Below are 13,642 nucleotides of genomic sequence, written 5' to 3'. Positions count from 1 at the left end.
GCTAATTATATCCTTTCACACTGCGGAAGGCCTCTGTCAGATCCTGCGTCCCATCAAAGACCCGGCCTCCCGTTGCTTCTGCCAGTTCCTCCAGCTGCGTGGGATCCGCCGCCCCGAAAGTAATGGAGAACACCGGTACATCGATCCCCAGGGTATCCCAGGCCTCCTGGAACGTCTGGTAATTGTAGTCCGACACGCCGTCCGTCATCAGGATGATGGCAGGCGTATACTTTTCCAGGTCGTAGGACGACGCCTCAGCCAGAGCCTGCGCCGCCGCGTTGTAGATATCCGTGCCGCCTGCGATCTGGAAGTCCGCCACCTTCTGGTAGAGCTGCGCCAGAGCCTCGTCGGAGTCGTCCGCCGCCCGCTCTATATCCAGGATCGTGTTGTCAAAGAAGATCACCTCGTTGACCTCCCCCGCATTCGCCTGCAGGAAATTCCTGCTGGCATTTTCCTGCAGCAGGATCTGGGACATGGCGTCTTTGAGCTGAGCCTCCCCGGTCCCCTCCATGCTGCCGGAGAAATCCAGGCAGTAGATGTTGAGGGAGGGCTTCTTAAAGCTTGTCTGGTACAGGTTCAGCGCCTCCATCAGCACGTCTGCGTCCGGCATCTGGATGGGCGAGAGGATCCGCTCCGTGTCAACGCCCCACTCTTCGTTAAAAACATCCTTATTCTCATCCGAGACGCCGTTCGCGCTGATGCGCCGGCCGGTCGCCTCGATCTCACTCTGGGCCTCCTTCGACAGCAGATACTGCTGCACAGCCTGGAACGCCTCCTCCTTCTGGCTGTCCCCGTGATCCACATACCCGAGGGGCGAGTCCGCGATGGACAGGCCGTCGTAGGGGTAGACGATATAGAGCGGCTCTTTTCCCTCGCTCTCCAACTGCCGGTTGGCGTCAATGATCAGGCACTCGTAGTTGACCATGGCGTCGTAGTCCTCCTTGAGGAACAGGTCCTTCAGCCAGTCGGAGCTGCCGGAGCTGCGCTCCACGCCGCCAAGGAGTCCCGTGATGTCAGCCCGTAGCTGCTCCCCCTGAAGGTCTTCCGCCGTCATGCCCTCCTGCTTGCCCAGAAGCGCGTACAGGAAACCTATGTAGGCGCTGGCCCCGGAGTTGGACTGGGTGGCGCTCGTCATACAGAAGCTCATCTTTCCACCCTGTATGGCGGCCAGGATGTCTTTCACAGAGACGTCTTTCCCCTTAAATCCCAGCTCCTCCGCCAGGCTATCCCGGATGCCGAAGACCACCGGCGTCATGGAGATGGACTGACTGTGCTTCACCAGGTGGTTCACATCCCCCATGGACAGCCAGATACTGCTGGCCGGCCAGACGGCGTCATACTCTTCTGCGCCGCTCTCCAGAGCCCGCATGATATCTACAGAGCCCTTGTAGTCCATCTCGATCTCCACGCCAGTTGCCTGGCTGCACTCGTCTATCACCGCCTCCAGCTCCTCGTTCTCCGATCCGGACAGGATGCGGATCGTCCCGTCCGCCTTCATGATCTCAGCGGACGCATCCCGCTCCTTCTCTTCCGTCTTCGCCTCACCCGGCGAGCCCGCGCATCCTGTGAGCAGGAGAGCAAAAGCCAGGAATAAGGTCAGAGCTGTTCCAAATTTTCTTTTCCTCATAAGACAATTCCTTTCTTCGACCTGCGCGGCACATGCCGCTGTTTGATCCTTCTGTCTCTATTTTCCTTCATTTTGCGCATTTGCTCTATCAACTCCGGGTAAATTCTACGTAAATTCCCTGTTAAGAGCGCGGCTCCTCATGTAGGATTTCTACATCCGCGCATGGATTTACCTGGAGTTTACGCATTTTTTCGCAAACTCTCATCCCGACTTAATATTTGTCCTGTATAGTAACTTTGGAAATTTTGTATCCGAAAAAAGGAGGAAAGAATCCTATGAGAAGAAAATGGCACAAAGGCGCCGCCATCACACTGGCAGCGGCCATGCTCTGCGCACAGGGTGCTCCCGTATCCGCCCTGGCCGAGGAGCGAGTACGCCGCCTTCTTCGCGCCGGAGGAGATGTCGTCCATCGCTTATGCGCCGGCAGTGGGCAACCACGACCGCCATTACATGTTCGAGGACCACTTCAACCTGCCCAACGAGATGTCTGTGGCGGGCATGGACGAGAACGGCGCGCTCGCCCAGGTAAAGACCACCTTCCGGGGACAGAACAACGGCACAAGCCAGAGCCACGGCAACTATATCCAGGCGACAGCAGATGAGATCGCAAACAGCTCCGAGTCCAACGGCGTAACCCCAAACGCAGAGGGACAGTATGACTTTACGGAGCGCCGGGAGATGGAGACAAAGGGCAACTACTATTATCTCTATGACAATGTGCTCTTCGTCACCCTGAACACAGGCGCTTATCCGGGAGGGAATGATGAGGAGAATGCAGGAAACGCCAGCGTGCCCAGCGCAGCCAAAGATAACTCCGAGGCTGAGGCCATGGTGGACAACTTCCGCACCACCATGAACGCAGCCGTCAGCGAATACGCGGGCCAGTATCAGTGGCTGATCGTAACGCATCACAAATCCACCCAGACCGTGGCCAAGCATGCGGCGGACTCTGACATTGAGAACTACGTGGACGCGGGCTTCGAGAAGGTGATGGACGAGTTTGACGTAGATTTTGTCCTGGGCGGACACGACCACGTCTACTCCAGAAGCTACGTGCTCAAGGACGGAGCGCGCAACGCGGAGCGCCTGGACAACTATCACGATCCGGACGGCACCATCTACCTGACAGGCAACTGCTGCTCTGACATGCAGTACTACACTCCCTTCGCTTCCGTCGACAAAACGAACAATGCGGACTATCCGGTCCTTGCGGACGGAACGACGGGTTCCCAGGAATATCTGAAGGGCAAGCTCCCCATCGGCAACCAGGAGTGGAACCAGGAGTACAGCCCCAGCTACGCTGTATTCGATGTGACAGGGAACGAGATCTCCGTCCATGTATACAATCTTGGCGGAGCAAAGACGGCCGGCACCGAGAACGGGAAAGTTTCCGCATCCCTGAACCTGACACAGGAAGGCCGCTACGATGCGGGCATGACAAACGCAGACGGCGGTGTCATGGAGATCGTGGACTACAATACGGCAACCGGATGGGCCTACGCCATCAACGGACAGACCGGCAACCTGACCGCCATCCCCATGAAGACGCTGGCAGCAGGCGAGAACGTGGATCTGCTGGACGGCAATGACATCGATGTGAAATCCATGATCGAGGCAGAGTGCGAGGGCTTTACATACGGCGACATGACTTCCGTGGCGGTCTCAGCGGACGGCACGAAACTTGCAGCGGCAATCCAGGCAGCCGGATATGCGGACAGCGGCCGCGTGGCGCTCTTCACCTGCAACGCGGACGGAACGCTTACGTATGATAAAGCCTATGAGACAGGCACCCAGCCGGATATGGTGACATTCACGCCGGATGACAGCAGGGTGCTGACAGCGAACGAGGGCGAGCCGAGGGAAGGATACGAAGGAGGCGCGACAGATCCGGCGGGAACCGTGACGGTGATCTCTCTTGCGGACGACAAGGCAGTGAACATCGGATTTGAGGCATATGACAGTACGGAGGCAAGACAGGCTCTCACAGATGCGGGGATCGTGCTGAAAAAGGGATCCGTTCCGTCAGCAGACCTGGAGCCGGAGTATATCGCAGCGGGAAACAGCACGGCATACGTGACGCTGCAGGAGGCCAACGCCATCGCAGCCATCGACCTGAACAGCCTGAAAGTGACAGGCATCTACTCCGCAGGCTATGAAGACTACAGCACTGTAGCAGTTGACATTGATAAAAAAGATGAGGCTTATGATCCGAAGACCTACGGATCCCTGCGGGGCATCCGCATGCCGGACAGCATTGCGCTTTACTCTGTGGACGGCACCGACTATGTTGTAACGGCAAACGAGGGGGACTCCAGAGAGTGGGGCGACTATCTCAACGAAGACGAGAGAGATTTCAAGGACGGCCAGACCTCCCCGACAGGAAAGATCACGGAGGAGAACAGCGGCCTGACAGGGAAGGTGGTATTCTTCGACAGCAGTGATCACGACGGGCTGGATGCAAACCTGGATTACCTGTTCGGCGGGCGCTCCTTCACCGTATACGAGGCGGACGGAAACGGCCTGACCGAGGTGTTTGACAGCGGCAGCGACTTCGAGGCGAAGACAGCGGTCTATGTGCCGGAGAACTTCAACTGCTCCAATGACGATAAGACGATCGACGACCGCTCCGGAAAGAAGGGGCCCGAGTCCGAGAGCGTGACACTCGGGACTGTCGGAGAGAAAACCTATGCGTTCGTGGGACTTGAGAGAGTCGGCGGCGTGATGGTCTACGACATCACAGACCCGGCACACATCAGCTTTGCAAACTACATCAATTCCAGAGACTACAGCGAGGATATCGCAGGCGACAACTCGCCGGAGGGGCTGTGCTTCATCCCGGCAGGCGAGAGCTGGGACGGAAACGCTTATCTGGTGGCTGCATGCGAGGTGTCCGGCACAGTCGCCGTCTACAGCGCTGCCGCCAACACAGCCTATGATCCCGGCACAGGAAACCCGGATGACGGGCAAAAGCCCGGAGACGGCGAGGATGAGAACCCTGATGACGGGCAGAAGCCAGGAACAGGCGGCGAGGATCAAAAGCCCGGCACAGCCGATAGCCAGACAGGCGGGCAGAACACCTCCGGAAAGAAAGCGGCAAGGACCGGAGACGGCAGCAATTACACACTGTATCTTCTTCTGGCACTGGCAGCAGCAGGTTCTGCCACTGCTGTCATCGTGATCCGCCGCAGAAAAGCACAGCAAAAAGCAAACATCCTCTCGCAGGACAGGACAGACAAAGTTAAAGCGTAGGCTGGCACGGATAAAAACCCGTGCCAGCCCACGCTTTTTCACTATTTTCTCTTCGTAAACAGCACATCGTGGTTGATCTCTGTGTAGAACTCCCGCTTCACCCGCGCGTAGCCCGGCACGCCGCGGCCCATCAGCCACATCATCTTGGTGATCACTGCCTCCAGGGTCATGTCGTAGGCCTCCAGGAGCTGGAAGTCCTGCTTCACCTGCTTGCCCACCTCGTAGACCGTCATGTTGCTGCCCTCTTTCGCCACCTGGGTGGCCATGACCACGTACTTCCCCTTATCCTTCCACTTTTCCATCTCCTCGTAGAAGGCGGGCAGCAGCGTCTGGGGAATGCCGCCCACGCCGAAACTCTCGATGACGATGCAGTCGTAGTGCTCAAAGACCCACGGAAGGATGTCCCCCCGCATGCCGGGGATGAGCTTGAGGACGCAGACGCTGTCCTTCATGTCGTAGAAGAACTCCGGCACGCCCGCGCAGGGCTCCTCCCTGATATAGCGCACCAGAAGCCCGTCCTGGATGACTGCCAGGTAGGGAAAGTTGATGCTGGAGAAGGCGTCGTAGCTTTTGGCCCGCTCCTTCTTGGCCCGGGTCCCCGCGATGACCTTGCCGTCAAAGACGATGCTCACATTCCGGGAGCCGTCGTCCGCCGCATAGATGAAGCTGTCCAGCAGGTTCGTCTTGGCGTCCGTCACATCCATGCAGATAGGCTTCTGGGCGCCGGTGATGACGATGGGCTTCTCCGAATTGCGGATCATGTAGGACAGGGCCGCCGTCGTGTAGGCCAGGGTGTCTGTCCCGTGGCAGATCACGAATCCGTCGTATGTCTCGTAGTTCTCCTCCACCGTGCGCGCCAGCAGCTTCCAGTGCTCCGGCGTCACGTTCGTGCTGTCCAGGCTGCACACCTGGATGGCGTCCACCTCGCAGACATCCTGCACCGCCGGGATATACCGGAGGATATCCTCCGTGCCAAGCCCCGGCCGCAGTCCCTGCTCCGTCTGGGTGGAGGCGATGGTGCCTCCGGTTCCGATCATCAGTATCTGTTTCATCTGCGGCCTCCTGTGACTCACTCAGTCTGCATGTTACTCATTCGGTTTGAAATAGAACCGCCCGGACACCTGCTCCGTCCGCAGCACATTGGTGAAGGCGTGGGGATCCGCCTCCCGGATGGCCCGCACCACGTCCTTTTGCTCCGCGCTTGAGACGACGGAGTAGACCACCTTCCGCTCCCGGTGCTCGTAGGACCCCTCCCCCTCCAGGACCGTTGCCCCGTGGTTGCTTGTCCGGGAGATCGCCTCGTATACGTTCTTCGCATGGTTCGTGACGACCAGCAGGGTCTGCTGCTGGTATTTTTTATAGAGGATGTGCAGCACCTGTGTGGACGCATACTGGAAGATAATGGAGTACAGCGCCTTGTCCCAGCCGAACAGGACGCCCGCTGACACAAGGATCACCGCGTTGATCCCCAGCACGATATTGAAGGAGTCCACCCCTTTCTTCTCAGACAGATAGATAGCGATAAAGTCCGTCCCTCCCGTGGTGGCGTTGGCCGCCAGGCACATGCTGATGACAAGGCCGTTGATCATGCCGCCGAACACGGAGATGAGAAGCGTATCAGAGGTGAGCGCATACCCCGGGAGGATATCAGTCAGCACGCTGGTCAGCACAATGGAGAGGCCGGAAAACAGGGTGAACTTCTTCCCTATGAACCGGAACCCGATGTACACCGGCACAGCGTTGATAGCCACGTTCAGCACTGTGTACGGGATCTCCACGCGGAAGAACATCTCACCCGCCCGCTGGAACAACAGGGTCAGTCCCGTAGCCCCGCCCGGGAAGAGTCCTCCCGTGCGCACGAAGGTCTTGATGTTCAGCGCCATGAGAAAAGACGCAATGACTATGACAATGATCCTCTTTATATCCTTTTGTGGTTCAAATTTCATAACTCTTTAGAAGCCTCTCCTTTTGTCCCTATCGGCCGAGGGTGTATTCACAGATCCCGCTGTCGAAGAATGCCTTGACAGCCCGGATCATATATTCGCTGTCCCGCACGCCCGCCGTCTCGTAGGACGAGTGCATGGCAAGCTGCGCAAGTCCGATGTCCACGGCGTTCATAGACACCTGGGACATGGCGATATTGCCCAGGGTACTGCCGCCCCGCATATCGGATCGATTGGCAAAAAACTGGACCGGCACGCCCGCCCTTTCACAGACGCCTCTCCACACGGCAATACTGAAGGCATCGCTGGTATACTGCTGTCCCGCGTGGGACTTGATAACGATCCCCTCGTTCATGTAGACGCAGTTGCTCTGATCTGTCTTCTCCGGATGATTCGGGTGTACAGCGTGGGCGTTGTCGCAGCTGACCAGGAAGCTGGAGGCCAGCGCGCGGCGCAGTTCCTCCCGCGTCTTTCCAAGTCCTTCGTTGATCCTCTCCAGAACGTCCTTAAGGAAGGTGGAGCCGGCCCCCTGCTTTGTGTTGGATCCTACTTCCTCGTTGTCAAAGCAGGCGAAGACATTCACAGCCCTGTCGTCGGCACCTCTCAGGAAGCCGGCGAAGGAGGTGTAGGCGCACTGCAGGTCGTCCAGGCGCGGTGCTGACAAGAACTCCCCATCCTTTCCCCAGACGGATGGCTGCATGCGGTTGTAGAGATAGAGATCCATGCCAAAAATCTCCTCCTCCCTGACCCCAAGCTCCTCCGCCGCGATCCTCCTCACAGCTCCCTGCACATCATCCGCGCCTCCCGCAAACAGGGGGAGCATATCCACCTGCTTGTTGAAGGCGCTCTTCTCGTTCACATTCCGGTCCATGTGGATCGCCACACTTGGAATCAGCACCATGTCCCTGTCGATCCGGACCAGCCGCTCCCTGAATCCGCCGTCCTTCCTGACAATGGCCCTGCCCGCCACAGAGAGGGGCCGGTCCATCCAGGTAGAGCAAAGGATGCTCCCGTATCCTTCTGTGTTGAGCTGCGTGTAATGGCCCCGCACCTCCAGCTCCGCTTTCTCCTTCAGCTTGAAGGTGGGAGAGTCGCTGTGGGACGCCGCCACTTTAAAACTATAATCCTCCAGTGTGGAGCCGACCTGGAAGGCGGCAATGCTGGATCCATTCCGCACCGTATAGTAGTTTCCGCCCGGCCGGATATCCCAGTGTTCCCGCTCCGGAAGCTCCCGGTATCCGCGCTCCTCCAGCATGCGGGCGAATCCCTCCACTGCGTGGAAGGCAGTGGGGCTGTCCGCCAGGAAGCGGACCAGCCCTCTTACATCCTCCTCATAATGTTCCATCTCTATTTCTCCTCATACGCAGCATAGCTCTTCAGGATATCCTTCACGATGCCGACGACAAGATCCATACCCTCCACGGTAATGTGCTCATAGGGACCGTGGAAAGCGGAACCGCCTGTCCCAAGATTGGGGCAGGGCAGGCCCTTGAAGCTGAGCCTTGCCCCGTCCGTGCCGCCACGCACCGGAGATACGTCCGGCGTCAGCCCCGCGTCTGTGATAGCCTTCTTCGCAGTCTCCACAAGATGCATGCAGGGCTCGATCTTCTCCCGCATGTTGTAGTAGGACTCTGCGATCTCAAGCTCCACGGTACCCTCACCATACTTGTCGTTCATAGCCTTCTGGATACGGCGCAGCGTCTCGTGCCTCTCCGCAAATTTCTCCTTGCTGTGGTCCCGGACAAAATAGCGCATCTGGGTCTTCTCTGTATTGCCGTTAAAGGCCATCAGGTGGAAGAAGCCCTCGTACCCTTCCGTCGTCTCCGGCCGCTCGTCCGGCAGCATGGACTGGATCTCCATGCCGATGAGCTGGGAGTTCACCAGGATGCCCTTGGCGCTGCCCGTGTGCACGTTCACACCGTGGATCGTAAAGTAGGCTGTGGAGGCATTGAAGTTCTCGAACTGTATCTCGCCCTCGATATCCCCGTCCAGGGTGTAGGCATAATCGGCGCCGAAGCGCTCCACGTCAAAGTTCTTCGCTCCCCGCGCGATCTCCTCGTCCGGGGTAAAGCCGATGCAGATCTTCCCGTGGGGCATGCCTTCCTTCAGGACCTCGTCCACAGCGGTCAATATCTCGGCGATGCCGGCCTTGTCGTCCGCCCCCAGGAGAGTCGTACCGTCTGTTGTGATGAGGGTGCGCCCCTTCATGTCCTTCAGGTGGGGGAACTCTTTGACGGAGAGCACTCTTCCACTCTCGCCCAGTTTCACATCCTCACCGTCATAGTCCGCAATGATCTGGGGATGGATGTCATGTCCCGGAAAGTCCATCGCCGTGTCCATGTGGGCGACAAGGCCGATGGCCGGCTTCTCCTCACAGCCCGGAGTGGCCGGGATCTCCGCATAGAGGTAACACATATCGTTGAGTTCCACCTTCTCAACTCCCATGTCCTTCAGCTCCTGCGCAAGGAGCCTGCCCAGGTCAAACTGTCTCTTGGTGGACGGCACAGTCTCGCTCGTCTCGTCGCTTGTCGTCCAGACGCTCACATACTTTAAAAATCTCTCATAAGCCTTCATCATTTTTACCTCCTATTCTTGAAATGCCAGGAACCTGCATCTCTGCGGGTCCCTGACATTTATGCTCATTTTATCAGTCTTCATCCTCCACCAGCTTGTTCAGCTTCTTGTCTGTCGCGAACATAAATGCCGCGCAGAGAAGAAGGAGGACAAGAATCGCCACGAGGACGGGGAAGATGTTCATATTCTCGATGATCACCTGCACATACGGGCTCAGCTTGGATGCGCAGAAGGTGGCGACCGTGATCACGCCCATGAGCAGTGACAGGTACTTCTTCGGCGCATACTTGCTGACAAAGGCGTTGCGCAGCGGTGAGAAGCACATCTCGCCGATGGTGAGGAGGAATACGAATCCTACCATCCAGAGAACGCTTACCTTGTTGTCCCCTGAAGAGCCGACACCGCGGGTGAACTCTGCCAGCACGATAACACCGAAGGCACATCCCAGGAAGAGGAAGCTAAGGCCGATCTTCTGGAACATGTTCAGGTCACCCTGGGGTCTCTCAGAGAGCTTTCTCCACACAGCCGCCATCACGCCGCCAAGAGCCACACACAGAAGGCCGTTGAGGGATGTATTGATCCAGCCAGGTGCGATCTCGATGCCTAAGAGGTGCATGTCCACATACTCGGTCATGTAGATCGTAAGGGCCAGCTCGTTCTGGTAGTAGAACAGCCAGAAGATGACGGAGAAGGCGGACACAAGGATGATGGCCCACATACGTCTCTTCTCAGCGCGGGTCAGAGGCTCGGTGGATTTCTCGTTCTTCTTGTCCTTCTTGCTGTCCTCACCGATGATGTTGCCCTGGGTGTCTGTTAAGTACTTGAAGGGCTTTTTACCCTGGCCCTGCAGGGACTTCCAGTTGGCCACGAACCACACAGCGGAGATCAGGCAGAACACGGCGCTTAAGAAGAAACACTGCCTGAAGCCCAGCACGTCGCCGTTTTTAAAAGTATTCAGATACAGATAGCCGGTCGCCACGGACCCCACAAAGGAGCCGATGTTTACAAAGGAGTACTGGATCGAGAAGGCAGAGTCCAGCATGCTCTTGTCGTCGTACATACGCCCCTGGATGGCGGACAGGTTGCCCTTGAAAAATCCGGTCCCGATAGAGATGACGATCACCATCAGGTTCACCATGGCGGCGCTTGTGGCCTTCCAGCCAATGAGGTAGCCGACGGCCATGATCACGCTTCCTAAGGGAATGGCGTATCTGGCTCCCAGCCAGCGGTCGCTGATGTAGCCGCCGATGATCGGCGCCAGGTAGGTGTAGGCCGTCAGGTTGGCCGCAATAACCGTCGCCTGCGCATTGTCAATCCCCAGTCCGCCCTCTCCCAGAGCTGTGATGAGGAAGAGCAGCAGGATCGGTTTTGCCCCGTAGTAGGCCAGTCTCTCAAACGTGAATGTCAGATTGCAGACATAGAAGCCCCAGGGGTGTTTCTTCTTTACTGTTGTTGTACTTTCTCCCATTTTTTTGTTTCCTCCAAATCAGTCTTGTTTCATCTGCACGGCGGTAAGCTGCATAAACCGGTCCGTGCGCCTGGCAAAATATCTTATGATTAAAATTGTATAGCGTCAGAAGGCCGAAGACAAACGAGAAAAACAAATGCACTGATAAGGAAAAGTTATGCCTTTCTGTAGCGGCGCTCCAGCGTAAAGCCCCGCCCCCGGACCTCATTGATCTTGGAGATGGTGATAAAGGCCCCCGGGTCCGTCCCCTGGATCAGCTCCTTAGCCTGGAAGAGCTTCCGGTCCGGCACGATGCACAGGACACCCCTGCTCTGGGTCTTTCCGTATCCGTTCTCGATGTGTACCATGGTCACGCCTGCATCCAGGCTTCCGATGAGCTTCTGGCGTATCTCCTCGTAGGCCTCTGATATGACAAAGAGCTGCATCTGCGACGCCCCCATGACCATTACCCGGTTGAGCACCAGCGTCTCTGTCACCAGGGTGAGGATACCGTAGAGCACCTGCTCCGTGTCGGAGAAGGAGAGCTGACAGCCCAGCACGGCAAAGTCCACCCCGTAGATGAGCACGGCCACCGGGATGTGGGTGTATTTATGGAGCACCAGAGCCAGGATATCCGTCCCTCCTGTGGAGGCCCCCACCCGGACGATGACGCCCACGCCGATCCCCAGCAGTGCGCCCCCGTACAGGGCCGCCAGCATCCGGTTGTCCGTCAGGGCGCCGATGGCCGGGATCCTCTGCACCACCGAGAGGATGGCCGGGTAAGCGAAAGTGCTGACAAGAGTGGTGAGAGCAAATTTCTTTCCCAGGGTCCCGGCTCCCAGAACAAAGAGGGCCAGGTTCACCGCCAGCACGATGACAGACAGGGGCAGGGGCACATAGTGACCGATAGTCAGCCCCACGCCGGTGGCGCCTCCCATGATGATGCCCTGGGGTACGATAAAGGCCGTGACCGTGAAGGCCAGGACCACATTCCCTGCCAGCACAGCCCCAACAGTGCCGGCAGCTTTCTTCAGATCATTCTCCATAGCAGCTTTCCCCTTTTTTCTCAGTATTTGTCGTCTGCTTTTATTTTATCCCAAATGGTCCGGGGGCAACAAACGAGAAATAATCGTGGAAGGATAAGAAAAAATTATGGCATGCCCCTCCCGGGACATGCCGTATCTTTGTCTCTTTGCTCTGCGCCTGTCTGTTCAGCTCTCCATCTTCTCTTTTAGCATCTTCATGAACCTGTGCACATTCTTCTTGTCACAGTTGGTGGGATAGTACATCCGTATCTCACAGTCCTTCTCATAGTCCGTGAGGCTCCGGATCTCGCCGTCGTTACAGTAGAAATAGCGGCTGTCCACAAAGGCGAAGGCATCGTTGAACTCCACCTTCAGCTTCATGGTCTCCACGTTCCTCACTTCGATGAAATCACAGTCTCCCTCCAGGCGCCTGCAGGCCTCCCTCTGCACGCTGCAGCTGTAGTGGGGAGCCGCATAGCACCTGTGTCCCTTGAGATCCTCCAGTCTGAGGGCCCCATATGGGATGGACGTGTTCTTTCCCACATACACGCCCAGTCTGGAGCTTGTCAGGTACTGATTTTCTATGCCCGGCTCTCCAAGGAGCTCATTGTCGTCATACCCGATGAATATGTCCAGCTCACGCTTTTTCATCATCCTGGCCCCGATCTTGCTGTCAATCTTGTAGCACTCCATCTTCTCTCCGGCCCGGAGAAAGAAGGGGTCGTATATCTGCTCATAGGTCATCCACATCTTCTTGTTGATGGCGCTGTCGATTCCCACATAGGTGACCTCCCGGCTGCGGAGCTGCTCGATCTCCTTCATCATCATGTCCTCCACCGCCAGCATCTCCTTGGCTCTGCGGTACACGATTCTCCCCAGCTCAGTGGGCGTTATCTCCCCCTTGCCCCTGTTGACCAGCTTCCCGCCCGCCATCTTCTCCAGGGAGGAGATGTTCTGGCTGATGGCGGTCTGCGAGACATAGTTCATATTTCCGGCTTTTGTAAAGCTCTTGCTCTCGATCACATCCACAAAATATTTGTACTTCCATATGCTGCTCACCTGGCGGCCCTCCTACTTGCGTCGCGGGACATCTACCCCATCAGTTTTCCCACCTGACCTGCGATCTTCGTGTTGCAGCGGATCTGCTTCTGCACCCGCTCTCCCGTGCGCACAGACTCAAACACAAGGTAGGCCACCGTGTCCTTCTCCACCTGCTGCACTGTCGTCTTCAGGTCTGTGTGCCTGTGGGTCCCGTTCAGCGCCCCCACAAAAGCGCCGTCAAAGCCAGCGACGGCCCCGCCGATGATAGCGCCTGTCAGTTTTCCCTTGGGGCGGGTCGTGCCCGTCGTCGTTGTGAACGTCTCATAATGCGGGCCTCCCCATATAAAGCTGACCAGGGCCCAGCAGGCGGCGTTCTCCACAAATGCGTCCCCGAAGTAGTAGAGCCCGTTTCCTCCTCTTCTGAAGTTCAGGCCCCCGATGTGGTACTGGGTCTCCTGTTGTTTCAGTGCGCTGATCCTCTGCTTTTCCGCTATGCGCGCCTGCTTTTCCTGATATTTTGCCAGGTACTCCTCCGGGGACATCTTCTCGTTGGCGAGATAAAACTGTCTCTCCTCGTCCGTCAGGACGGCCGTGGTCCCGGCTTTCTGCATCTTATTATTAATCTGCACAATCCTTTTGCCGATGTCGAACCCCTCTTTGAGCTCATCTGCCATCTTCTTCCAAAAGCCCATTTCCCGTTCTCCTCTCTTCATCCTGTCAGAGTCTGCTGCACATT

General features: G+C 57.3%; 10 protein-coding genes. 1 reads left to right on the top strand and 9 read right to left on the bottom strand.

From position 1 onward, the window contains the following. Window position 1: 1 nt before the first annotated feature. Entirely contained in the window at window positions 2-1,627 is a 1,626-nt protein-coding gene (locus B5E62_RS00280) for a VWA domain-containing protein (RefSeq protein WP_087172786.1), read from the bottom strand. 339 nt (window positions 1,628-1,966) lie between these two features. Between B5E62_RS00280 and B5E62_RS00275 the strand changes: the two genes are divergently transcribed. After that, window positions 1,967-4,876: a choice-of-anchor I family protein gene (locus B5E62_RS00275; RefSeq protein ID WP_242957676.1), complete on the top strand. Its 2,910-nt coding sequence runs from the start codon at window positions 1,967-1,969 to the stop codon at window positions 4,874-4,876. Between the two features lie 41 nt (window positions 4,877-4,917). Here B5E62_RS00275 and B5E62_RS00270 read toward each other — a convergent pair whose 3' ends face one another. From B5E62_RS00270 to B5E62_RS00235, 8 genes are all read right to left on the bottom strand, one after another. Further along, complete coding sequence (locus tag B5E62_RS00270) at window positions 4,918-5,928, bottom strand: asparaginase (protein ID WP_087172785.1); 1,011 nt, start codon at window positions 5,926-5,928, stop codon at window positions 4,918-4,920. A 33-nt stretch (window positions 5,929-5,961) separates the two neighbouring features. Further along, window positions 5,962-6,822: a YitT family protein gene (locus tag B5E62_RS00265; protein WP_087172784.1), complete on the bottom strand. Its 861-nt coding sequence runs from the start codon at window positions 6,820-6,822 to the stop codon at window positions 5,962-5,964. A gap of 28 nt (window positions 6,823-6,850) precedes the next feature. Beyond that, entirely contained in the window at window positions 6,851-8,164 is a 1,314-nt protein-coding gene (locus tag B5E62_RS00260) for a M18 family aminopeptidase (protein WP_087172783.1), read from the bottom strand. A 2-nt stretch (window positions 8,165-8,166) separates the two neighbouring features. Continuing rightward, on the bottom strand, window positions 8,167-9,393 hold the full coding sequence (gene pepT, locus B5E62_RS00255; RefSeq protein WP_087172782.1) for a peptidase T: 1,227 nt from the start codon (window positions 9,391-9,393) through the stop codon (window positions 8,167-8,169). Between the two features lie 73 nt (window positions 9,394-9,466). After that, window positions 9,467-10,861 (bottom strand): peptide MFS transporter, encoded by a 1,395-nt coding sequence (locus B5E62_RS00250; protein WP_087172781.1) that lies wholly within the window; start codon window positions 10,859-10,861, stop codon window positions 9,467-9,469. Between the two features lie 155 nt (window positions 10,862-11,016). Continuing rightward, a complete protein-coding gene (locus B5E62_RS00245; RefSeq protein WP_087172780.1) occupies window positions 11,017-11,886 on the bottom strand; it encodes a YitT family protein in 870 nt (289 codons plus the stop codon). A gap of 165 nt (window positions 11,887-12,051) precedes the next feature. After that, on the bottom strand, window positions 12,052-12,924 hold the full coding sequence (locus B5E62_RS00240; RefSeq protein WP_087172779.1) for a LysR family transcriptional regulator: 873 nt from the start codon (window positions 12,922-12,924) through the stop codon (window positions 12,052-12,054). A 32-nt stretch (window positions 12,925-12,956) separates the two neighbouring features. After that, window positions 12,957-13,619 carry a hypothetical protein gene (locus tag B5E62_RS00235; protein WP_143468779.1) on the bottom strand — a complete coding sequence of 221 codons (663 nt, stop codon included), beginning with the start codon at window positions 13,617-13,619 and terminating at the stop codon, window positions 12,957-12,959. Window positions 13,620-13,642: the final 23 nt, after the last annotated feature.

The sequence above is a fragment of the Lachnoclostridium sp. An118 genome (assembly GCF_002160985.1).
GTDB classification, from domain to species: Bacteria; Bacillota; Clostridia; order Lachnospirales; family Lachnospiraceae; genus Claveliimonas; species Claveliimonas stercoravium.
Note: the sequence above shows the minus strand (reverse complement) of the source record. Positions and strands in the feature narration are given on the sequence as shown.